General features: G+C 30.0%; 30 protein-coding genes. 19 read left to right on the forward strand and 11 right to left on the reverse strand.

From position 1 onward, the window contains the following. Positions 1–79: 79 nt before the first annotated feature. The 9 genes from ABXT63_RS01915 to ABXT63_RS01955 are packed head-to-tail and all read left to right on the forward strand — an operon-like array spanning position 80 to position 6,472. Positions 80–505: an RrF2 family transcriptional regulator gene (locus ABXT63_RS01915; protein ID WP_415278659.1), complete on the forward strand. Its 426-nt coding sequence runs from the start codon at positions 80–82 to the stop codon at positions 503–505. 1 nt (position 506) lies between these two features. Continuing rightward, the gene (sufB, locus tag ABXT63_RS01920; protein WP_415321356.1) at positions 507–1,949 is read left to right on the forward strand and encodes a Fe-S cluster assembly protein SufB; all 1,443 of its coding nucleotides are present in this window, start codon (positions 507–509) and stop codon (positions 1,947–1,949) included. After that, positions 1,949–2,683, forward strand: a complete 735-nt coding sequence (sufC, locus tag ABXT63_RS01925; protein ID WP_415321357.1) for a Fe-S cluster assembly ATPase SufC — start codon at positions 1,949–1,951, stop codon at positions 2,681–2,683. The genes sufB and sufC overlap by 1 nt, the downstream gene beginning before the upstream one ends. Positions 2,684–2,686: 3 nt before the next feature. After that, entirely contained in the window at positions 2,687–3,928 is a 1,242-nt protein-coding gene (gene sufD, locus ABXT63_RS01930; RefSeq protein WP_415321359.1) for a Fe-S cluster assembly protein SufD, read from the forward strand. Then, a complete protein-coding gene (locus ABXT63_RS01935; RefSeq protein WP_415286768.1) occupies positions 3,925–5,142 on the forward strand; it encodes an aminotransferase class V-fold PLP-dependent enzyme in 1,218 nt (405 codons plus the stop codon). The genes sufD and ABXT63_RS01935 overlap by 4 nt, the downstream gene beginning before the upstream one ends. Further along, positions 5,142–5,606, forward strand: coding sequence for a Fe-S cluster assembly sulfur transfer protein SufU (gene sufU, locus ABXT63_RS01940; protein WP_271492521.1), 465 nt, complete (start codon positions 5,142–5,144; stop codon positions 5,604–5,606). Before ABXT63_RS01935 ends, sufU begins: the two co-directional genes overlap by 1 nt. A gap of 8 nt (positions 5,607–5,614) precedes the next feature. After that, a complete protein-coding gene (locus tag ABXT63_RS01945; protein ID WP_415321360.1) occupies positions 5,615–5,911 on the forward strand; it encodes an iron-sulfur cluster assembly protein in 297 nt (98 codons plus the stop codon). After that, positions 5,911–6,243, forward strand: a complete 333-nt coding sequence (locus tag ABXT63_RS01950) for a HesB/IscA family protein (protein WP_415303598.1) — start codon at positions 5,911–5,913, stop codon at positions 6,241–6,243. Before ABXT63_RS01945 ends, ABXT63_RS01950 begins: the two co-directional genes overlap by 1 nt. A gap of 58 nt (positions 6,244–6,301) precedes the next feature. Then, positions 6,302–6,472 carry a hypothetical protein gene (locus tag ABXT63_RS01955; protein ID WP_169036262.1) on the forward strand — a complete coding sequence of 57 codons (171 nt, stop codon included), beginning with the start codon at positions 6,302–6,304 and terminating at the stop codon, positions 6,470–6,472. A gap of 5 nt (positions 6,473–6,477) precedes the next feature. Here ABXT63_RS01955 and glnA read toward each other — a convergent pair whose 3' ends face one another. Next, the gene (gene glnA / locus ABXT63_RS01960; RefSeq protein ID WP_415321361.1) at positions 6,478–7,884 is read right to left on the reverse strand and encodes a type I glutamate--ammonia ligase; all 1,407 of its coding nucleotides are present in this window, start codon (positions 7,882–7,884) and stop codon (positions 6,478–6,480) included. 146 nt (positions 7,885–8,030) lie between these two features. Here glnA and ABXT63_RS01965 point away from each other — a divergent pair, with 146 nt between their 5' ends. From ABXT63_RS01965 to ABXT63_RS01975, 3 genes are read left to right on the forward strand one after another with little or no spacing between them, the layout of a single operon-like run. Continuing rightward, positions 8,031–8,510: a YbaK/EbsC family protein gene (locus ABXT63_RS01965; RefSeq protein ID WP_415321363.1), complete on the forward strand. Its 480-nt coding sequence runs from the start codon at positions 8,031–8,033 to the stop codon at positions 8,508–8,510. After that, the gene (locus ABXT63_RS01970; RefSeq protein WP_415321364.1) at positions 8,507–9,388 is read left to right on the forward strand and encodes a DMT family transporter; all 882 of its coding nucleotides are present in this window, start codon (positions 8,507–8,509) and stop codon (positions 9,386–9,388) included. The genes ABXT63_RS01965 and ABXT63_RS01970 overlap by 4 nt, the downstream gene beginning before the upstream one ends. A gap of 53 nt (positions 9,389–9,441) precedes the next feature. Beyond that, positions 9,442–10,689 carry a hypothetical protein gene (locus ABXT63_RS01975; RefSeq protein WP_415321366.1) on the forward strand — a complete coding sequence of 416 codons (1,248 nt, stop codon included), beginning with the start codon at positions 9,442–9,444 and terminating at the stop codon, positions 10,687–10,689. A gap of 401 nt (positions 10,690–11,090) precedes the next feature. Here the strand turns inward: ABXT63_RS01975 and ABXT63_RS01980 are convergent, their stop codons facing one another. The 7 genes from ABXT63_RS01980 to ABXT63_RS02010 form a co-directional block, all read right to left on the reverse strand. Then, the gene (locus ABXT63_RS01980; RefSeq protein ID WP_415321368.1) at positions 11,091–11,318 is read right to left on the reverse strand and encodes a DUF2798 domain-containing protein; all 228 of its coding nucleotides are present in this window, start codon (positions 11,316–11,318) and stop codon (positions 11,091–11,093) included. Positions 11,319–11,321: 3 nt separating this feature from the next. Next, positions 11,322–11,654 (reverse strand): DMT family transporter, encoded by a 333-nt coding sequence (locus tag ABXT63_RS01985; protein ID WP_415321370.1) that lies wholly within the window; start codon positions 11,652–11,654, stop codon positions 11,322–11,324. Between the two features lie 164 nt (positions 11,655–11,818). Next, positions 11,819–11,956 carry a hypothetical protein gene (locus tag ABXT63_RS01990; protein WP_415321372.1) on the reverse strand — a complete coding sequence of 46 codons (138 nt, stop codon included), beginning with the start codon at positions 11,954–11,956 and terminating at the stop codon, positions 11,819–11,821. 262 nt (positions 11,957–12,218) lie between these two features. Beyond that, positions 12,219–12,425, reverse strand: a complete 207-nt coding sequence (locus tag ABXT63_RS01995) for a tetratricopeptide repeat protein (RefSeq protein WP_415321374.1) — start codon at positions 12,423–12,425, stop codon at positions 12,219–12,221. A gap of 99 nt (positions 12,426–12,524) precedes the next feature. Next, positions 12,525–12,845, reverse strand: a complete 321-nt coding sequence (locus tag ABXT63_RS02000; protein WP_415321376.1) for a nuclear transport factor 2 family protein — start codon at positions 12,843–12,845, stop codon at positions 12,525–12,527. Positions 12,846–12,848: 3 nt separating this feature from the next. Then, on the reverse strand, positions 12,849–13,145 hold the full coding sequence (locus ABXT63_RS02005; RefSeq protein ID WP_415321378.1) for a hypothetical protein: 297 nt from the start codon (positions 13,143–13,145) through the stop codon (positions 12,849–12,851). 27 nt (positions 13,146–13,172) lie between these two features. Next, complete coding sequence (locus tag ABXT63_RS02010) at positions 13,173–13,484, reverse strand: hypothetical protein (RefSeq protein ID WP_415321380.1); 312 nt, start codon at positions 13,482–13,484, stop codon at positions 13,173–13,175. A gap of 193 nt (positions 13,485–13,677) precedes the next feature. Between ABXT63_RS02010 and ABXT63_RS02015 the strand changes: the two genes are divergently transcribed. Continuing rightward, positions 13,678–14,094, forward strand: coding sequence for a hypothetical protein (locus ABXT63_RS02015; protein WP_415321381.1), 417 nt, complete (start codon positions 13,678–13,680; stop codon positions 14,092–14,094). On the opposite strand, the gene ABXT63_RS02020 is transcribed toward ABXT63_RS02015, so the two are convergent. Next, positions 14,091–15,092: a cysteine synthase A gene (locus ABXT63_RS02020; protein ID WP_415321383.1), complete on the reverse strand. Its 1,002-nt coding sequence runs from the start codon at positions 15,090–15,092 to the stop codon at positions 14,091–14,093. The two genes, ABXT63_RS02015 and ABXT63_RS02020, sit on opposite strands and share 4 nt — an antisense overlap. Beyond that, positions 15,092–15,670 carry a serine O-acetyltransferase EpsC gene (epsC, locus tag ABXT63_RS02025; RefSeq protein WP_415321385.1) on the reverse strand — a complete coding sequence of 193 codons (579 nt, stop codon included), beginning with the start codon at positions 15,668–15,670 and terminating at the stop codon, positions 15,092–15,094. Before epsC ends, ABXT63_RS02020 begins: the two co-directional genes overlap by 1 nt. Before the next feature lie 77 nt (positions 15,671–15,747). On the opposite strand from epsC, the gene ABXT63_RS02030 reads away from it, so the two are divergent. The 6 genes from ABXT63_RS02030 (at position 15,748) to ABXT63_RS02055 (ending at position 21,818) form a co-directional block, all read left to right on the forward strand. Continuing rightward, positions 15,748–16,158, forward strand: coding sequence for a VOC family protein (locus ABXT63_RS02030; protein WP_415284124.1), 411 nt, complete (start codon positions 15,748–15,750; stop codon positions 16,156–16,158). After that, on the forward strand, positions 16,158–17,639 hold the full coding sequence (locus ABXT63_RS02035; RefSeq protein ID WP_415321387.1) for an aldehyde dehydrogenase: 1,482 nt from the start codon (positions 16,158–16,160) through the stop codon (positions 17,637–17,639). Before ABXT63_RS02030 ends, ABXT63_RS02035 begins: the two co-directional genes overlap by 1 nt. Before the next feature lie 98 nt (positions 17,640–17,737). Next, a complete protein-coding gene (locus tag ABXT63_RS02040; RefSeq protein WP_415278832.1) occupies positions 17,738–18,700 on the forward strand; it encodes a glycine betaine ABC transporter substrate-binding protein in 963 nt (320 codons plus the stop codon). Positions 18,701–18,781: 81 nt separating this feature from the next. Continuing rightward, complete coding sequence (locus ABXT63_RS02045; RefSeq protein ID WP_415321389.1) at positions 18,782–19,834, forward strand: quaternary amine ABC transporter ATP-binding protein; 1,053 nt, start codon at positions 18,782–18,784, stop codon at positions 19,832–19,834. Then, a complete protein-coding gene (locus tag ABXT63_RS02050) occupies positions 19,824–21,329 on the forward strand; it encodes an ABC transporter permease (RefSeq protein WP_415321391.1) in 1,506 nt (501 codons plus the stop codon). Before ABXT63_RS02045 ends, ABXT63_RS02050 begins: the two co-directional genes overlap by 11 nt. Before the next feature lie 9 nt (positions 21,330–21,338). Beyond that, positions 21,339–21,818, forward strand: a complete 480-nt coding sequence (locus ABXT63_RS02055; RefSeq protein ID WP_415321393.1) for a LysE/ArgO family amino acid transporter — start codon at positions 21,339–21,341, stop codon at positions 21,816–21,818. Between the two features lie 177 nt (positions 21,819–21,995). On the opposite strand, the gene ABXT63_RS02060 is transcribed toward ABXT63_RS02055, so the two are convergent. Further along, a complete protein-coding gene (locus tag ABXT63_RS02060; protein ID WP_415321396.1) occupies positions 21,996–22,787 on the reverse strand; it encodes an HpcH/HpaI aldolase family protein in 792 nt (263 codons plus the stop codon). Positions 22,788–22,835 lie beyond the last annotated feature (48 nt).

A 22,835-nucleotide genomic window follows, 5' to 3' on the forward strand; every position in this document is an offset into this window, starting at 1 on the left:
TATGTTATCTTTTTTACATATTGTATACTTGACTAATTTAGTCAAGATTGTATAAAAAGCCTTCTTAAATAAGGGTAAAATGAAATTAACATCAAAAGGTAGATATGCAGTAATGGCATTAGCTGATCTCGCTAAGTTTAATAGCGTTAATCCAGTATCTTTAAGAGATATATCGTTAAGACAAGGAATTTCCTTAGATTTTTTAGAACAAATTTTTTCTAAATTAAAAAAATACAATATTGTGAAAAGCATTAGAGGAACTAATGGTGGTTATATCTTAAACAAAGAACCAGAAGAAATTAAATTAGCAAATATACTTAGTGCTGTAGATGAAGAAGTTAAAACTGTTCAATGTAAAAAAGAATCTAAAAAAGGATGTAACAGCAAGACAACAAAGTGCATTACTCATAATTTGTGGGATGAACTTGAGATTCATATCAATAATTTTTTTGAACAAAAAAACTTAAAAGATCTTATTAACAATTCTTCAGAAAGTAGAAATTAAAATGGACGCAAGAGAAAAGGAAATAGAAAAATTAAAAGACTATAAATATGGTTTTTCAACAGATATTGAAAACACTCGAGCTCCTAAAGGTTTAAATGAAGAAGTAATTAAGTTTATCTCGAATATTAAAAAAGAACCACAATGGATGCTTGATTGGAGACTTAAAGCATTTGAAAGACTAAAACAATTAAAAGAACCAAATTGGCAAAAACCTAAATATCCTAAAATAGATTATCAAGATCTTTATTATTATTCAGCACCAAAAAGTATGGACGATAAGCCAAAAAGTTTAGACGAATTAGATCCAAAATTACTAGAGACTTATAATAAACTTGGAATACCCCTGCAAGAACAAGCAAGACTTAATGGAATTGCAGTTGATGCTGTGTTTGATTCTGTTTCTGTTGCAACAACATTCAAAGGTGAGTTAAATAAAAAAGGAATTATTTTTTGCTCTATGTCAGAAGCGATACGAGAACACCCTGAATTAGTAAAAAAATACTTAGGTTCTGTAATTCCATTATCAGATCATTACTTTGCAACACTTAACTCAGCAGTCTTTACTGATGGGTCATTCGTTTATATTCCTGAAGGTGTAAGATGCCCGATGGAACTTTCTACTTATTTTAGAATTAATGCTACAGAAACAGGTCAATTTGAAAGAACTTTGATCATTGCTGATAAAGGAAGTTATGTAAGTTATTTAGAAGGGTGTACTGCACCAATGAGAGACGAAAATCAATTGCATGCTGCTAATGTAGAATTAATTGCACTAGATGATGCTGAAATTAAATATTCAACGGTTCAAAATTGGTACCCTGGAGATAAAGATGGTGTAGGAGGTATTTATAATTTTGTTACTAAAAGAGGATTATGTAAGGGGAAAAATTCAAAAATTTCATGGACACAAGTCGAGACAGGTTCAGCAATCACATGGAAGTATCCAAGTTGTATTTTAAAAGGAGATAATTCTGTTGGAGAATTTTATTCAATAGCTATCACCAATAATCATCAGAAAGCAGACACTGGTACAAAGATGATTCATCTTGGAAAAAATACAAAAAGCAAAATAATTTCTAAAGGTATATCGGCTGGTTTTGCTGATAATACATACAGAGGATTAGTGGATATCGCTAGAAATGCTGATAATGCGAGGAATTTTACTCAATGCGATTCTCTTTTGATGGGTAACAAGTGTGGAGCACATACAGTTCCATATATAAAGAATAAAAATTCTAGCTCAAATATTGAGCATGAAGCAACTACATCAAAAATTAGTGAAGAACAATTATTTTACTGTAATCAAAGAGGTTTAAATCAAGAAGAGGCTGTTAGTTTAATTGTTAATGGTTTTTGCAAAGAAGTGTTACAGCAGCTTCCAATGGAATTTGCTGTTGAAGCGCAAAAATTAGTTGGTATCAGTTTAGAAGGGAGTGTTGGTTAATGTTAACAATTAAAGATCTTAAAGCAAATATTGATAATAAAGAAATATTAAAAGGATTAAATTTAGAAATTAAGCCAGGGGAAGTACATGCAATTATGGGACCGAATGGATCTGGTAAAAGCACTCTATCAAATGTTCTTTCAGGGAAAAAAGGTTACACAATAACTGGCGAAGTAAAGTATTTTACTGAAAATCTTTTAGATTTAGAGATTGAAGAAAGAGCTCATAAAGGAATATTTTTAGCATTCCAATATCCACTTGAAATACCAGGAGTTAACACCAATATATTCTTAAAAACATCTCTAAATGCAATTAAAAAAGCTAAAGGTGAAAAAGAATTAGATGCCATTGAATTCTTAAAATTAGTTAAACAAAAAGCAGGCGAATTAAAATTCGATGAAAAAATACTAAGCAGACAATTAAATGTAGGTTTTTCTGGTGGAGAAAAGAAAAAAAATGAAATACTTCAAATGTCTATATTAAATCCTAAGCTGTCTATTCTAGACGAAACAGATTCCGGACTTGATATCGATGCTTTAAAAATAGTTTCAGAAGGTGTTAATGCATTAAGAAGTAAAGAAAGTTCTTTTTTAATCATTACTCATTATCAAAGATTATTAGAATATATAAAACCAGATTTTGTGCATGTTTTAATTAATGGACAAATAGTTAAATCGGGTGGGTCAGAACTTGCATTAGAACTTGAAAACAAAGGATACGAAAGTTTAAGTTAGATTATGGAACAACTAAAAGTAGATTTTAATAAAGTCATAGAAAGTTTAAAACTTTCAGAGAAAAGTATAAATTCTAGAAAAGAAAACTTTAATCAATTTGTAGAGAATGGTTTTCCAAATAAAAGAGCGGAAGATTGGAAATTTTCAGATTTGAATCAGATAATTTCTTCTAATATTGAAAATTTACGCTTTCATACCGACTTTGAAATAAGTGAGATTGATGAAACTACCTTTATTGATAAATTTGCACATAATAAGATAATTTTTCTTAACGGAGTAATTTCAAAAGTTGATTTTAGCTCTGAAGATGACACTAAAGTTTTGATAACAAGAGATTTAAATCAAAATGAAAATTCTAAAGAAGTTAATTCATTGGTTTCATTGAACAATGCTCTCATTGCCAGTTATATCAGGGTAACGGTTAAAGAGAACTATTCAATGAATGAGCCATTAATTATATACAATATTACAACCAAAGAACTTAAATCAACAGCGATCAATTTGAAAACAGACATTGTTCTCGAAAAAAATAGTAGTTTGAAACTTATAGATTTGTTTGATGATAGTTCTGAAAATAATTTTATAAATATAGTTCAAAATTTTGATATTGCACAAGATGCTATTCTTAAAAATTATAAGATTGATCATAAAAAAAATTCTAATATTAAATATTCTTATAATAATATTAATTTAGAAAAAAATAGTATTTCAGAAAACTTTATTTTTTCGACTGGGTCTAAATTTATAAAAAATGAAATTAATTGTAATTTAAATGATGAGTACAGCTCAGCATTTATTAATGGAATAATAAATTTAACAAACTCACAACATCATGAAATCAAAACTAATATTAATCATCTAGCTGAAAATACAAAAAGCTATCAATTAATTAAAAGTGTTTTAAATGAAAATGCAAAAGGTATTTATCAAGGTAAAATTTATGTAGACTCAAAAGCTCAAAAAACAAATGGGTATCAACTTAGTAAGGCTTTATTATTAAGTGAGAATACTGAATTTGATGGAAAACCAGAACTTGAGATCTATGCTGATGATGTAAAATGCTCTCATGGAGCAACATCTGGAAATTTAGATGAAGATGCAATATTTTACTTGATGTCCCGTGGTTTGAGTAATCAGCAATCAAAAGAATTATTAATCAATGGTTTTTTACTTGATGCAGTAGAAAAAATTACAGATATAGAAATTAAAGATCTAATTAAAAATATGATAGGAATTACAGAATGAGTATATCAGACATAAAAAAAGAGTTTCCAATATTTAGTAACAAGATTCATAATAACGATCTTGTTTATCTTGATAGTGCTAACTCATCTCAAAAACCACAATCAGTAATTGATAGAGTTAACGAATTTTATACTAATGAATTTTCAAATACTGGCAGAAGTGTTCATTACTTAGCTGTGGCAGCAACTAATCTTTATGAAAATACACGATCTTCTGTTCAAAAATATATTAATGCTAAAGATAAAAATGAAATTGTATTTACTAAAGGTGCCACAGAAGCAATTAACCTTGTGGCTAATACTTTTGGCCAAAAATATTTAGAACATGGAGACGAAATTCTTATAACTGAACTTGAACATCACTCTAATTATGTGCCATGGCACTTTTTAAGACAATCAAAAGGAATTAAGATTGAATTTGCAGAAATTAATGATGATGGGGAAATTACTCTCGAAAGTATTGAAAAAAAAATAAATTCAAAAACAAAATTAATTGCTATTACTCATTTATCTAATGTGACTGGAGCTGTTTTGCCAGTTAAAGAAATAACAGAATTAGCTCACTCAAAAGGTATCGCAGTTTTAGTTGATGGTTGTCAGGGTGCGCCACATTTAAAGTTAGATATGCAAGATATTGACTGTGATTTTTACGCTATTTCATGTCATAAAATGTATGGACCAACTGGTCTTGGAGTGCTTTATGCTAAAAAAAAATGGTTAGAACAATTACCTCCTTATCAAGGTGGTGGTGGTATGATTAATGACGTTAAAAAAGACAGTATCACTTATGGTGATTTGCCAAACAAATATGAAGCAGGAACAATGGCAACAGCACAAGTTATTGCCTTTGATCAATCTATAAAGTTTCTAGAAAAAGTTGGAATAGAAAGTATGATTAAACATGAACAAGAATTAATTGAATATGGACAAGAAATCTTAAAAAGAAACAATTCTGTTAAATTAATAGGTAATCCTAAAAATAGAGCTGCAGTTTTATCTTTTACAATTGAAGGTGTACATCCACACGACATAGCCACTATATTAGATGAAGATGGTGTTGCTATAAGAGCTGGACACCATTGCTGTCAAATCTTACATGATAAATTAGGAATTTCAGCAAGCGCACGTGCTTCTTTAGGTGTTTATAATACAAAGGAAGATCTAGACCAACTTAATAGCTCAATAAATAACTGTAAAAAAATTTTTAATCTATAATGAATATTAAAGAACTTTATCAAGAAATTATTTTAGAACATGGAAAAAATCCACGCAATCTAAGAAAGACAGAAAATTTTAACAAAGATGCAAAAGGTAATAACCCTTTATGTGGTGATAATGTTCATATATTTCTAAAATTGGATGAAGATAAAAAAGTACAAGATGTTTCATTTGAGGGAAGTGGCTGTGCAATTTCAATGGCATCAGCATCAATTATGACCGATTTAATGAAGGGAAAAGAAGAAGCTCAAGTCAAAGAAATTGTAAATGATTTTTTGGGTATGATTAAAGAAAACCCTGAATTAAAATCAAAAAATTTACAGGAAGATGAAAAAACTAAGTTAATGTGCTTATCTGGAGTAAAACAATATCCAATGAGAGTAAAATGTGCAACATTATCATGGCACACTTTAATTTCTGCAATTGACAAAACTCAAGAAGAAATCAATACTGAAAACTAGATAAAATTATGGATTTAAGAGAACAAGTAATAGCTGAAATTAGAAAAATTTATGATCCTGAGATACCAGTTAATATTTATGAATTAGGTTTGATTTATGATGTTAAGGTAAAAGAGAATAAAGCTAAAATTATAATGACTTTAACTACACCCAATTGTCCTGTCGCTGAAAGCTTACCTCAAGAAGTTAAAGATAGTGCCATGCAAGTGGAAGGTATTAAAGAAGTTGATCTTGATTTAGTTTTTGAACCACCTTGGGAAAAGTCAATGATGTCAGAGGCGGCTAAATTGGAGTTAAATTTATAATGAATCCAATAATTAAACTAAGTGATAATGCTGCAAGTCGTATTAAAGAAATTATGTCTGGAATTGAATCAAGCTCAATTGGTGTCAGAGTAGCAGTCAAATCTGGTGGTTGTGCAGGAATGTCATATGTTATGGAATATGCTAAAGAAGTTAATCCTACAGATGAGATTATCGAAGATAAGGGTGTAAAAGTATTTGTTGATGCAGCTGCAGTAATGTATCTACTTGGAACCGAAATGGACTATAAAAAAGAGGAGTTTTCTTCATCATTTGTGTTCAATAATCCCAATGAATCTGAGCGTTGTGGCTGTGGAGAATCTTTTAAAGTCTAATATAACAAATACGCATATCAGTATTGCAATTTACGCATATCTATGGTATTTAATAAATATGAACAAATTTGAATTTAAAAATCTTGTTAAATCATTAGAAAAATCATTAAAAGAAAGAACATTCTTTAAGACTCTTCGAACGGAAGTAAATACTGGTGCTAATGGCACGCAGGATTATGTTGTTAAAAAAGGAATTAACAAAGATAAAATCGCAACTACTAGACAGTAATAATTTTAGCTACTGTAATACATCTCAAACTCAACAGGATGAGGCGCATGTTCAAATCTATGTATCTCTTCAAATTTTAATGCAATGTAAGCATCAATTTGATCATCCGTAAATACACCACCTTCAGTTAAAAAATCTCTATCCTTATCTAAACTTTCCATAGCTTCTCTTAGGGAGCCACAAACAGTTGGGATATTTCTAACCTCTTCAGGAGGTAAGTCATAAAGATCTTTATCAAAAGATTCACCTGGATGAATTTTATTTTTAATACCATCTAAACCAGCCATAAGCATAGCGGCAAAAGTTAAGTAAGGGTTTCCTGATGCATCAGGAAATCTTATCTCACATCTAGCACCATTTTTATTTAAACTAATCGGTATTCTACAAGATGCAGATCTATTTCTTGCTGAGTAAGCCAATAGTACAGGTGCTTCAAATCCTGGTATTAATCTTTTATAACTATTTGTTGTAGAGTTTGAAAAAGCATTAATAGCTTTTGCATGCTTTAAAATACCACCAATATAATGTAATGCTATCTCTGATAATCCGGCATAAGCTTCACCAGAAAAAACGGGCTTATCATTTTTCCAAATTGATTGATGAATATGCATTCCAGAACCATTGTCACCAGCAACAGGTTTAGGCATAAACGTTGCTGTTTTTCCAAATGAATGAGAAACCATTTGAACTACATATTTATAAAGCTGAACATTATCTGCTGTTGCAACTAAAGTTCCAAAAACCATACCTAGCTCATGTTGACTTGGAGCAACTTCATGGTGATGTTTTTCAACTTTAACTCCTACTTCTTTTAAACTTTTTAAATATTCACCTCTCATATCTTGTTCGCTATCAACTGGAGGAACTGGAAAGTATCCACCTTTTACTGGAGGTCTGTGACCCATATTTCCATTGGCATATATGGTTCCAGAATTATAAGGACCTTCTTTGCTGTCTATTATAAAACCAGTATTATTTGGATTGTTATTAATTCTAACATCGTCAAAAACAAAAAATTCGGGTTCAGGACCAAAAAATGCCTTATCACCAATTCCAGATTTTTTTAAATATTCTTCTGCTTTTTTTGCTGTTCCTCTTGGGTCTCTTTCGTAAGGAGATTTTTTAACAGCATCTAAAATGTCACAAAAAAGTATTAAAGTATTATGAGAAGTAAAAGGATCCATAACAAGTCTTGATGTATCAGGTTTTAAAATCATATCTGATTCGTTGATAGCCTTCCACCCAGCTATGGATGAACCATCAAAAAATACACCCTCATTAAGCATTTCTTCGTCAACAATCGTATGGTCCATAGTTAAATGCTGAAGTTTTCCTCTAGGGTCAGTAAACCTTAAATCAATAAATTCAACTTCTTTATCTTTAATAAATTTTAATACATTACTAGCAGTCATAGTTTCTCCCTTTTTAAATTTTGTAGCCCATTATTAGCAAATCTTTTTAAAACAATATTGCTTGATTAATAAATATCACCTATGCGTTTTTTACATATGAATTACAACATTATTTGCTAAATTAGCAATCAATTGTTAGTTGAAATATGAGCTTATTAGACAAAGAACCGGTTAAAAGAGTGGAAAAATTTCTTAAAGATTTTGACCAATCTTTGGAAGTTATCGTACTTGAGAATTCGGCCAGAACAGCAAAAGATGCAGCAATAGCTTTAGGTTGTGATGTGGGTGCAATTGTTAAGAGCTTATTATTTAAAACTGGGGATAATTTTACCTTGTGTTTAGTGGCAGGTGACAAGAGATGTTCATTAAATAAATTAAAAAAGATTAAAGATGAAAAAGATATTTCTATGGCTTCTCCAGAAGAAGTTAAAAATCAAACTGGCTATACAATAGGTGGTGTTTCACCAGTAGGTCATTTAAATAAGCTAGAAATTTTTATAGATAAATCTTTAGAAAGGTTTAATGAACTGTTTGCTGCAGCGGGACATCCAAACTGTGTTTTTAAGATTAATTTTAATGATATTCAAAAAATTACATATGGGAAAGTTGAAGATATAATTGAATGAGACAACCTAAATTAATTGATTATACTCTATTAGTAATTTTATCTTTAATATGGGCTTCAGCTTTTTTTAATATAAAAATTGCAACAGAATCCTTTGGTCCTATTACAATTGCTTTCTTAAGAGTTTTTTTTGGATCAATTCCAGTACTATTATTATGTTTTTATAAAAAAATTAAAATAGAAGCTTTTTCAAAAGATTGGTATTGGTTTGCTATAATTGGATTTGTAAATTTGGTGCTACCTTTTTTTTTAATTGCCTACGGTGTAAAATCAGTTCAAAGTAATTTAGCAGCAATATTAATGTCTACTACACCATTAAGCTCAACTGTATTAGGACATTTTTTTACTAAAAATGAAAAATTTAATTTTATTAAAACATTTGGAATATTAATAGGTTTTTCAGGAATAGTTTATTTATTTTCAGACAATATTTTAATTAATGATAATAATTTTTTCTCTGCATTAATGATTTTACTTGGGTCAACTTGTTATGTCATAGGTGGAGTTTTAACTCTTAAAATCAGTGATAAAAAAAATGAGAATGTAACAGGCTCAATATTAATTTGGGCTATAATAATTTTGATACCCTTAGTTTCTTTTATAGAAAAACCTTGGGAAACTACACCCTCAATAGTGTCAAGTATTTCTGTAGTTTATCTTGGTTTAGTATCAACAGGTTTAGCATGGCTTCTTAGATTTAGAATTTTAAAAAACAATGGACTAATATTTCAGTCTCAAGTTTCTTATTTAATACCTATTTTTGGAATTATTTTAAGTTATATATTTTTAGATGAACTAATTACTGATAAAGTTTTAGTTTCATTATTCGCAGTATTAATAGGACTTTATTTTGTAAAAAAAGCAGGACAAAAAAATTGAAAAGTTATTATAAATAATAGTATTATAGATTCATTGTATATATAATAATTAGTATGCATTTTGATAAAATAAAAATATTAATTTATACCATACTAATATTCCCAATTATTTTAATTATTATAAATTCAGATATAGTTGCTAATTTATACTGGCAATTATCGTCAAGATTTGTTGATTATATGGCGATGGTTAATTGGCTTGAGTGTCACTCGCTTGGTGTGGACTTATATGTTATTAACGAGAGCTACTCAGTAATCTGTGATGGTAAAAAAGCTTATCCAATATCTTATGGACATGCTTTGCTTTTTCTTCCTTACAACGATGTATTAGCAGTTTTTTATACTAAATATTTGCCCTTTATAATAATTTTTTTATTTATTTTTTTAACAATAAAAATTATTAATCCAAAAAATAAGATTGAAAAACTATTATTGTTTTTAATTATATTTAATCCGTCAGTGCTTCTAGCTTTTGATAGATTAAATTTTGATATGATTGTTTATATACTAGCTATCATAATTTGTTTTAATAGAATTTATGTTATTAATTGGTTTTCTATTTTATTTGTATCTTTAATTAAAGTTTATCCAGTAGCATTATTTATTAATATATTTTTTGAAAGCCAAAAAAGAACAAATAAAAATATTTTTTTAGTAATTTTGCTTATATCTTTTGTCACACTAGCTTATGCATATTTTTATACAGAAACTATTCTATTTTTTCTAGAAGCTCTTCGTGCAGGAAAGCCAGGGTATCACTATCTATTTTCTCTAAATTCAATCCCCAAAATTTTAGAATATATTTTTAATTTGAATTATCAAATTATGCTGTTGTTAACTTATTCATTATTTATCTTCTTAGTGGTAAAAATTAATAAAAATTTTAATTCATTATCAAACCAATTGCAAAATGATATTTTTTCAAATAACTCTAAACTTTTTATGGTTGGTGGATACACGTCTGTAATTTGTTTTTTTCTATTTTCAAATTGGTTTTACAGAGAAGTTTTTTTGATTCTGATGATACCTCATTTATTAAGTTTAAAAAGCAGCACAGATAATAAAGTGTTAAAATTATTATTTTTTCTAATTATTGCTAGATACATCTATTTATTTCCTTACTCTTATGTAAATATTCATGATGGAATAACTCATATTAATGATGTGCGAATATTTTCTACAAAATTCTTGATTGTAATTTTTTTGAAGTCAGTTTTTGATTTTATAATTATGACTTTGTTTTCTGCTCTCTTAGTTCAAAAAACAACAATTTATCTTAAAAGTAGATATTCTAAAATTTGATAATTAGGCTTATATCGAGGTGGTATTTTTTTACTTTAATTGAGTATTCCCTTAAAAAGCTGAGACTTAATTTTTTTAAGGGGGTCACCCTTTTGGCAAACTCCAAAAGAGTTCCCCTGTAAGTTAGCGGTAAACGCTACAATCCATAATGGATTTATATTTTCTTATCTTGTCAAGTCTTTGATTATTTAATCACACCAGTTATGTGTCAGGTGGTGATAAGCTCATAATCATCCTCCTTTATTGATATTAAGACAATACCATTTATAAATATTACAAACAAAACATTTATTTCATTTTATGCTAAATATATTGATTGAATGTAATTTTATGAAGTAATATAATTTCAATAATTTTAGAAACTCACCTTACAATATTTATTTCCGTAAAATTATTTACAATTATTTTTTTGAAGCAATATTATTGGCCAGTATTTTTGCTAAAGGTGCTATAATAAATGCAGCAACTATTGCGACAGGAAATGCAAAAGTCCAAGAATTAAAATATCTAATAAAAAAATTCCCCTCTATACCTGTGTTAACAATTGTAACTACTACACTCATAATTGCACTCATACCAAATGCCATTATCAGTATGAACAAAGTTTGGGAGTATTTTTTTGAAAGCATGATTTAACTATCTCCTAACAAGTTAACCATCAATACACCCACAATAATAAAGCATAATCCTATTATTGTATAAAGATTTGGTACTTGATTATATTTTATTACACCAACCATAACAGTTGCAATGATTGCAAGACCTGCGAAGGAAGCATAAGTAATACCCATGGGTATAGTTTTCATTACCATTGATAGCGCATACATACATGAGACAATTGTAATTGCAGTAATAATACTTGGAAAGAGGAGAGTAAAACCGTTAGCACTTTTCGCAAAGCTATTTGATGTGACACCTAAAAAAATAGCTAAAACTAAAAACAAATATGAAGTTGTCATGTTCATATGCTTACTTTAAATGAAATCTTTCTAAATTTATATAACTACTTTTAAATCTTTGACATCAAGCAATCTTATATATCCAACAAAAATCAAGCAGCTCACTATACAAATTATTATAAGGGGTTTCTACTGAGAAAAGTGTGACACCCCTAATAATTTATGATTGACTAATTCTTTTTACAAAGAACGTCAGCAAGAGTATCTTTACTTCCATCGCACGTTTTTAACTTTGGTACTTTATCTTTAATAGAAGCACAAGATATTAAGACAAAAGATAAAACAATCATGATTATAATATTTTTCATATTTTCCTTTATTTAATATGAGTCTTTTTAAATATATTAATGATTAATACAAGTTATTTCAAAATCCTATGAAATATAGCCATTTTAAGTGGGATAACCTTTTCTCATGAAGTAATTTTTTTATTACATACTTTGGTTTAGTATTTGTCACTTAGTCAAAAAGAATAGTCACAAACATTTTTTTATTTTAGTATTTAAAAAGTCCAGCAAAGTTCATTTAAAAATCATAAATGAAACTTTGCTAGATGTATGTAATTGTTTATTAACTTTTAAATAGTTCTAGAGCTTTTTTTAATAGCTCTTCTGATTTTGCATGATCACCAGCGTCATGAGCTGCTTTACCTTGATCTTTTAGCGTTTGTGCTTCTGCAATTTTATCATCCAGATTCTTAACCATCATTGGGCATGAACCTGCGTAAACTGAACTTGTAAAAAGTACTAAGAACAATGTTATTACTATTTTTTTCATATTTTCCTTTATTTGATTAATTAACCAAACAATAGGAAAATAATAAATTTTTGATATAACCAACATTGTCACTTTGCATGCGCAAAACGACCCAACTAGTTATTTGGGTATTTTTGTAGCACCTGTTTCAAGTGAAACGACTTTTCCATCTTGATATTTGTAAACAGCCATTACTGCCTCTGTGTTACCGTCATTAAAGGTTACAAATGAGTGCTCAACACCAATTTCATCATTCTCAAAAAGAACTCTAATTTTATCTTTATTGATATCTCCACTCATTGCCCATTTAATTACATCTGCTTTTCCCATAACTTTTCCTGATGCATGCATGGTAAACTTATAATCATCATGGAAAATTTCATTCATAGCAGCTTCGTCTTTAGCTGTCATAGCAGCATCCATTTTAGCTAACATTGACATATATTATCCTTCTTTAACTTTAGTTAAATCGTAAATCATATAACTACCCATAACTTCATCCATGATAGGTTTAGACACTTCAGTACCTTCAATAAACTTAATTAAAGCAGCTTCATCAGTACAATGTATTTTAAACATCACTGCACTTTTATCAGGTGTTACTGACGCCATAGTTTTTTCTACAATAGCAACTTTTGATCTTTCAGCTAATCCTTCTGGAGACTGCATAAATCCCATAAATTTTTCGAATTTACCTTCTCCTTCTTTAAACTTAGCCACTACTAACATTTCTTTTACCATTTCTTATCTCCTTTTTGATTTTTAAGTTTATTCACTAAAGATGACTCTGATTTCGTCTTCAATAGTTCCTTCAACTGCAAATTTCTTTAATTGTTTTTGAAGGCTTTGATATTTTTTATCAGCTGACATTTTTGCATCAGCTTCATTTTCTCCTTCAAACATTGTGCCAATTAGAGTTTCTCGAATTGTTCTTGGATCACCACCTACTTGAAAAGAAAAATAAATTTGGTGTTTAGGAAAATATTTTTTTCTTACCTTAGCTAAACCTTGGCAAATCTCCATAGCTTTGTCTAAACCATCGTCTGTTACTCTCATTGTTCTTGTATATATTGCTTGCATTATATTAATCTCACTTGTTAATTATTATTATTAAAAAGTTAATAAATTTTGATTAATTTTAAAATGCTATATTTTGTCACCATGTATGCAAAAATTTCATACAACTATTTCTTGTATAAATTTACTGTGCGCATAAAGCCTATAATCATTTAATAAAAATCCTGTATTATGATTCTAATTAAAGATTAAATTTATGATTGAAAAATTTAATGGTATTTTTTACTTAATTTTATTCTCAATTCATTTTTTGGGCTTAGGTTTTTATGCTTATCAAATGATTATTGATAACAAAAGATATAGAGAAAAATTTCAAATTGATGAGACAGCCGCAACTATCATGCGTATGACAGGTGCAATATTTCTAGGTTCTTTTTTGATGGCTCTATATGTTATGTTTGTTAGACCAAATGGTGTCGAAGGAACGTGGGCATTTTTCAATTTAGTTTTTGTGCAAAACCTTTGTGTATTAATTGTTAATACTTACTCAATTAAGATTGATAAAACAGGCATGAGAAACGACTTTAATGAAGCTGTAATCGCTCCTTTAGTTTTTACAATTATTAGTGCAGTTCTTTGCTATGGATTAGCAGATAAAATTTATATGTATTAAAGCCAGTTAGGAAAAGGCAAACCTTTTCCTTCTAAAAATTTCTTATTAAACATTTTAGTAGCGTACTTTTCACTTTTATCACAAAGTATTGTAACGATGGTTTTTCCAGGACCAAGTTCTTTACCCATTCTAATCGCACCAGCAATATTAATTCCACAGCTAGTACCAAGGCTTAAACCTTCATTTTCAATTAAATCATAAAGTATAGGAAGCGCTTCATGGTCATCAATAGAGTAGGCGTCATCTATTTTGGCATTTTCAAAATTCTTTGTTACTCTACTTGAGCCAATACCTTCAGTTATTGAGCCACCTTCTGATTTTAATTCACCATTTTTTATATAATTATAAAGAGCTGAGCCTTTAGGGTCTGACAAGTAAATTTTAATATCTTTATTTTTTTCTTTAAGGGCATTACTTACTCCTGAAATTGTTCCACCTGTTCCAGACGAACATACAAATCCATCAACTTTACCTTCAGTTTGTTCCCAGATTTCTTTACCTGTTGTTTCATAATGACCTTTAGCATTAGCAACGTTGTCAAACTGATTGGCCCAAACAACTCCATTGTTATTTGTTGGTCTTAGTTCGTCAGCAAGTTTTGCTGCAACTTTTACAAAGTTTGCATCATCTTTATAGGGTTTAGCTGGAACTAATCTTAAATCAGCACCAATATTTCTAAGTAAATCTTTTTTTTCTTGAGTTTGGTTATCATTCATTACAATTATTGTTTTATAACCAAGTGAATTACCAAGTAGACATAAGCCTATTCCTGTATTACCAGCTGTACCTTCAACAATAGTTCCACCTTTAGAAATTAATTTTTTACTCTCAGCGTCTCTAATTAATGTAAGTGCTGCTCTATCTTTAACAGAACCACCAGGGTTCATAAATTCTGCTTTACCATAAATATTACATCCAGTAATTTCTGATGCAGCTCTAAGCTTAATTAAAGGAGTGTTACCAATTCCTGAAATAAAGTTGTCTTGAATATTTTTCATTAGCTTGAAGTGTCTTTATCTACCTCTTCTACAGCATAAGGTTTAAATTCCTCAGTTGCTGTTCCAACATTTTTAGCAGGGATTCCAACCATTATTGCATTTTCAGGAACATCTTTAGTAACAACTGCATTAGCTCCAACTTTAGCATTGGCACCTATCATTACAGGTCCTAAAATTTGAGCACCAGAACCAACTACGACACAATCACCTAATGTTGGGTGTCTTTTAACTTGTCTTTGGTCATTTGAATTAATGCTTGGTGCGATCCCACCTAATGTTGCCATATGATAAATAGTTACGTTATTTCCAATTTCAGAAGTTTCACCAATTACAACACCCATACCATGATCAATAAATAAATTTTTTCCAATCTTAGCACCTGGGTGAATTTCAATTCCAGTTAAAAATCTTGATAGTTGTGAAATTATTCTTGCTACTAAATGAAACTTAGCAAGGTGAAAAAAATTAGCAATTTTATGAAAAAAAACTGCTTTAATACCAGGATAAGTTAAAATTAAACTTAACTTAGATTTTGCCGCAGGATCTCTATCTATTATAGATTGTAAAAAGTCATTCATGAATTTAGCTTTTATTGATTAAAATATTATATTGGACTATATAGTCATTATATAACGAATTTAAAGAGGAGAAACTTATGTACAAAAACACAAATTGCTTTCATCTAGCAGTACCTTGTGGAGATCTTGAAGTAGCAAAAAAATTTTATAGTGAGACATTAGGTTGTAGATTGGATAATTCTGCACAAGAGTGGGCAGATGTAGACTTTTGGGGAAATGAATTAACTCTTCATGCAAGTGAACATAAAATGGATAGTGAAAGACACGATGTTGATATGGGCAATGTTTCTGTTCCACATTTCGGTGTTCATTTATCTAGAAAAGATTTTAATGCTCTTAAACAAAGATTGAAAGATAATGGTGCCAAATATTATGATGAACCTTATTTAAGATTTAAAGGTACCAAATATGAGCAAGAAACTTTCTTTGTAAAAGATCCTAATGAAAATATTTTAGAGATTAAAACATTAACTGCAAATGCAGATTAATGGCTTCTGATTATAAATCTATAGCAAGCAAGATTAAGTTTGAAGGCAGAGCTTTTATTGATGGTAAATACGTTGATGCTATTGATGGTGAAAAGTTTGAAAATATAAACCCTGCAACAGGTGAAACTCTTTGCTCTGTTGCAAAATGTAATCATAAGGATGTTGATTTAGCTGTTAAATTTTCAAGAAAAGCTTTTAATAGTGGTGTTTGGTCTAGAACATCTCCAGAATTTAGAAAAGATGTTTTGCTTAAATTTGCGGAACTACTAAGACAAACTGGAGAAGAAAATTCTGTTCTTGAATGTGTAGATACAGGAAAATTAATCGGGGACTGCATTAATGAGGTTGCAAATGATGCTCCAATGCATTTTCAGTGGTATGGAGAATTAATAGATAAAGTATTTGGTAAAGTTGGTCCAACAGAACCATCATTAACAAGTTTAATTGTTAAAGAACCGATTGGTGTTGTTGCTGGAGTTGTTCCTTGGAATTTTCCTTTAATGATGGCAGTTTGGAAAATGGCACCAGCATTAGCTGCAGGATGTTCTGTTATAATTAAGCCAGCAGAAGATACACCACTAACTGCAATTAGAGTTGCTCAAATTGCAAAAGAAGCAGGAATTCCAGATGGAGTTTTAAATGTTGTTCCTGGTTTCGGAGATGTGGGTGAAGCACTTGGTAGACACAATGATGTTGATGCGGTTTCATTTACAGGCTCAACAGAAGTTGGTGGACTATTTATGAAATATTCTGGTGAAAGTAATTTAAAAACAATTGGTTTAGAGATGGGTGGTAAAAGTCCATTTATCGTTTTAGAAGATGCAAAGATTACAGATGATTTAATTGATAATGCAATTAATTCTGCTTTTTGGAATGGTGGACAGAATTGTTCAGCAAATATGAGACAAATAATTCACAGCAAAGTTAAAGATGAATTTTTAGACAAAGTTTCAAAAAAAGTAAAAGCTCTTAAAGCTGGAGACCCATTAGACCCAAGTTCAAACATGGGGTCAATGATTTCTAAAAAACATTTAGCAACAGTTGATGGATATATTCAAAAAGGAATTGATGAAGGAGCTAAACTATTATTCGGAGGAGTTTCAAGTGGTGATCAAAAAGGATTTTTTGCAAAACCAACTCTTTTTGATGATTTAAAAGAAAACATGACCATTGCTCAAGAGGAAATTTTTGGACCAGTTTTAGGAGTTCTTACAATTAATAGTGATGAAGAGGCTTTAAAAATTGCAAGCAATTCAAAATATGGATTACACGCAAGTGTATTTACTCAAGATATAGATAGAGCTTTTCATATGGCTAAAAGCCTTCCATGTGGAACTGTTTCAGTTAATACCTTTTCTGAAGGTGATATTAAAACACCTTTTGGTGGATATAGACAGTCTGGTTCATTAAGTAGAGATCAAGGTACAGAAGCGTTAGATCAATACCTTCAAACTAAAACTATTTGGATTAGTCACTCTTAAAACTCAATCATAGCAACCATAATAAGTAGCTAATTTTCTTTGACTTGCTCAAAAGTTTTAAGTTATGCTTCGTTTTTAAATTAATCGAGAGGGATATAATGAAAATAATAAAAACTACACTTGTAGCTGGTTTAATTTCTTTATTTGCTACTTTTTCAACATTTGCTGAAAAAGTTAAAATAGGAGATCCAGGTTGGACAGGTGCAACAGCTATTGCTAACTTATTAGCAGCAGTTGTTATAGACAAAATGGGTGGAGAAGCAGAATTAGTTCCAGGAAATAATACTGCGATCTATGGTGCAATTGATAGAAGTAAAGGTGAAATTGAAGTTCACCCTGATATCTGGTTACCAAACCAACAGGCTTATACTAATGATCTAGTTCCAAAAGGAACTTTAAAATTAAGTAGCAACCCATATGATGGAGACCAAGGTTATTGTGTTTCTCAACAGTTTGCGAAAAAATTTAATATTACTGCAATCGAAGACTTAGCTAGACCAGAAGTTGTTAAAGCAATGGATAGTGATGGTAATGGTAAAGGTGAATTTTGGATTGGAGCAGATGGTTGGGCATCAGCAAATGCTAACCAAGTTAAATTAAGAGACTACGGTTTATATGATGCTGGGATTGAAGCGATAAGAGCAGCGGAAGCAGTTAAAAATGCAAGAGTACTTGACTCAATTAAAAAAGGTGAAGGTTATGCATTCTATTGTTATAAACCACACGCAATTTGGGGAATGGCAGATGTAGTTATGTTGGAAGAGCCAAAACATGATCCAGCTAAATACAAAATGGTACAACCTAAAGAAGATGCTGACTGGTACAAAAAATCTTATGTTGCTTCAAAAGATGCACTTAAAAAAATTCAAATTGGTTGGGGTACTTCTTTAGAAAGTAAATCTCCAGCTATTGTTGAGTTTTTTAAGAACTTTCAATTAACAGGAGATGATGTTTCAGCTATGGCATATGCAATTTCAGTTGAGAAAAAACAACCAGCTGATGTTGCTAGAACATGGATGAAAAATAATAAATCTAAAGTTGATGGTTGGTTAGGACTTTAAGATAAATAAATTTATACCCGGCGACTTTATTCGTTGCCGGGTACATTTCTTTAAAAACTATTAAATTTTCGAACGGATCTGATGGACTCAGCTATTGAAATAAAAAATGTTTGGAAGATATTTGGTAATAATTCCAAAGAAGCGTTAAATGCTATTCAAAATGAACATATTTCAAAACAAGAAGCTTTAGAAAAATATAATTCAGTAATTGGTGTATCAGATGTTTCTTTTAACGTAAAAACAGGGGAGATTTTTTGTGTAATGGGTCTTTCTGGTAGCGGTAAATCTACTTTAGTTAGGCATATCAATAGATTATTAGAACCGACTTCAGGTCAAATTTTAATCGATAATGAAGATGTAATGAAGTTTGATTCAAAAAGTTTGCAAGATCTAAGGAATAAAAAGATAGGGATGGTTTTCCAAAACTTTGCGTTAATGCCTCATAGATCTGTATTAGACAATATAGCAATGCCACTCGAAATAAGAGGTATCAGTAAAAATGATAGACTAGATGCTGCTAACAAGATTTTAGATATTGTAGAGCTTCAAGGCTGGGGAAATAAATTTGCCCACGAACTTTCAGGTGGAATGCAACAAAGAGTTGGATTAGCAAGAGCTTTAGCAGCAGATCCTGATGTTTTATTAATGGATGAACCATTTAGTGCACTAGATCCATTGATTAGAAGACAGCTTCAAGCAGAATTTATCAAACTTTCAAAACAAATGAAAAAGACCACAGTGTTTATAACTCACGACTTAGATGAAGCAGTAAGAGTAGGTCATAGAATTGCAATCATGAGGGATGGAAAGGTTATTCAAATAGGAACGCCAGAAGAAATAGTCATGAAGCCAGCAGATAGTTATGTAACAGACTTTGTTAAGGGAATTTCTAGATTAAAAATTGTTCAAGCTAAATCTATCATGCAACCTGTTGAAAAATTTGAAAAGGAATTTGGATCAATCACTAAAAATTTAGAAAGTGTTCATGAAAATGATTTATTAAATAAATTAATAGAAAAATCTTCCATTAAAGATGAGCCAATATTAGTAATTGATAATGAAAAAAAAAATATTGGTGTGATTACACAGGCAGATTTACTTAAAGCAGTTGTAGAGGGTAGTGATGGAGAATAAAGCAATTATAAACCCATCTAGAGACGAATTGATTACTGATTTTGTAAAAAGTAATCCAGATTATTATATTAAAGAGTTTAAAAAAATTGGTAGTAAGCCTACTTATTTATTTTCATTTAATTTATTTGCATTCATACTTGGACCAATTTGGTTTGGAATGCGTAATGTTTGGAATTGGACTTTAGCTTTTTTAATTATTGAAACTTTTTCTATTGTACAAATCATCAGAGGTTTATTTGGTAATATTACTGCAGATGCTATTGCTAAAGTTGAGCAAGTTCAAGGCACAATAGCTTTTAGGAATAAACAATTAGAAGCAGCGATAGAAAATAATCCAGATAAAATCGATGTGTTTAAAAGAAACATAAAATCTTTAGAGGATGCAATGCAGGGTTATCTAGATGAAATTACAAGAGTAGAAGCTTCTGCAATTTGGATTGCTATATTTGGTTTTATTTTATTGATAGCAGTAAAGATTGTTCAAGGTATTTTAGCGAATTCAATTTTAGAAAAGAGATATTCTGAATGGTTATCTGATAAATCTATTCATCCAGGTATGCAGACGAAAAATTACATCTACAGTAGTATTTTTACCTCTGTTATAATGATCTTTACTGTTATCCATTATAGTTTTCCAGGATTACTTCAGGTAATGGATACGTTTCCAACGCATCCTGAAATAAGATTATTTTCAATTAAATGGATAGAGATTATTTTTGATTATGCTGTCGTTAAAGGAGATGTGATTTTTACTGCTATAACAATTGGAATTAGGTCAGTATTAGATTTCTTGGAATTATTGTTTGTTAAAACTCCTTGGATTGTAATTATAACTGCAATTGTTACCCTAACAGGACTATCAGCAGGCCCAAGAGCTGCAATTTATTCAGCAGGATTTTTGGGTTATATGGGTTTTTTAGGTTTTTGGGTTAAAGCAATGACGACACTTGCTTTATTAGGAACAGCTGCAATTTTAAGTATTGCAATAGGTATTCCACTTGGAATTTTCTGTGCAAGACGACAAAGATTTTATTCATTAATTAGACCGATAATGGATTTTATGCAAACAATGCCAGCTTTTGTATTTATGATTCCTGTAATAGCATTTTTTGGAACTGGAAAAGTTGCGGCGGTAATTATTACAATGATTTTTGGTGGAACTCCCGTTGTAAGACTTACTGTTTTAGGATTACGTGGAGTACCAGAAACAATTCGAGAAGCAGCTATCGCATACGGTGCAACCAAATGGTATTTACTAAGAAAAGTGGACCTACCACTAGCAACACCTTCAATTTTAGCAGGTGTTAATCAAACAGTAATGTTAAGTTTAGCAATGGTGGTTGTGGCATCTCTAATTGGTGCAAAAGGTTTAGGACAAGATGTTCTAGAAGCACTACAATATGCTAATGTTGGACAAGGTATACTTGCAGGTATAGCTATTTTATTTGTTGCATTAATACTTGATAGGGTTGTTCAGGGTAAAAAAAGAGTTTAATAGAACTTAATGGAATATTTATTGTTAGGTTTTTTAACCGGATTAAGTTTAATCTTAGCAATTGGTGCCCAAAATATTTTTGTAATAGAGCAGGGGTTAAAAAAACAATATATATTTCTTGTTTGTATAATTTGTTCAATATCTGACTTTTTATTGATTTTCTTAGGAATTTTTTTATTTCAATATTTTGGTAATTTTTTTAATTCTACAATAGAGTTTGTTCTAAATATTCTCTTATTTTTATTTTTAGTACATTTTATTTATGGAAAGATATCTATTCAAAAAAATAAGATTGATTTTAATCAAGAAGTAAAAAGTATTTCATTAATAGGTATAACAACTAAAACGCTAGCTTTTACTTATCTCAATCCGCATGTTTATTCTGATACGGTATTCTTTTTGGGGAATTTTTCTAAAAATTTATTAATTACTGATAAATACTATTTTGGAATTGGAGCTTCAATAGCTTCATTTCTATTTTTTTTTTAATAGGCTATCTTTCAAAATTATTATCTAAATATCTTCAAAGTAAACTGATTTGGAAAAGAATAAATTTGTTTATAATATTATTTATGAGCATAATTGCCCTTTATGTATTAATTGAAATTATTAAGTACTTTTAATATTTGTTAATTTACAAAATATTTTAAAATAAATTTCTAAAAACTAATAAATTTCAGAACCTTCTTTTTTAGAAGGACCTTTCATTTCATTAATTATTGTTTTAGCACCTGAGCTTATTGACCTATGGTCAGACCCAACAGTCACTAAATCAAATCCTTTATCTATCATTTTCAATGCATATTCAGTTGATCCATTATGAATAGCTGCAAATATATTATGTTTTTTTGCAGCTTCTAATATCCTACAAATTTCAGAATAAGCTTTTGTACCTTCAGGCTTATCAAAACCTGGCTCTTCTCCAATAGCTATACTTAAATCAGCTGGCCCAATATATATTCCACTAAGACCAGGTGTTGTCATTATTTCATCAAGGTTTTCTAACGATTCCTTAGTTTCAATCATTGCAAATTTAAGTATCTCATCATTTGCGTATTTTGGATAATCTGAACCTCCATAAAGAAAGCCTCTTACTGGTCCAAAACTTCTATATCCATGAGGAGGATACATACAGGCTTGAACAAAGTTTTCTGTTTCTTTTTTATTACTTACCATTGGGCAAATTATTCCATAGCAGCCTGCATCTAAAATTTTCATTATTTGACCTGGCTCATTCCAGTTAACTCTGGCCAAAGGTGTCACTTCAGTTGTTGATATAGTCTGCATCATTGGTAAAGCACTTGAGTAATCAATTAAGCCATGCTGCATATCGACTGTAAGAGAGTCCCACCCCTCATGTGCCATTACTTCAGCTGATACAGTGCTAGGAATTTGCAACCAACCATTTAAAACTGGCTTACCATCCATCATCATTTGTTTAATTTTATTTTTTCTCATTGAAAATAATTTTTAAGTTTAAATTAATTAATTGGTACAATATTACAA

This window comes from Candidatus Pelagibacter sp. Uisw_092 (genome assembly GCF_047729545.1).
GTDB lineage: Bacteria > Pseudomonadota > Alphaproteobacteria > Pelagibacterales > Pelagibacteraceae > Pelagibacter.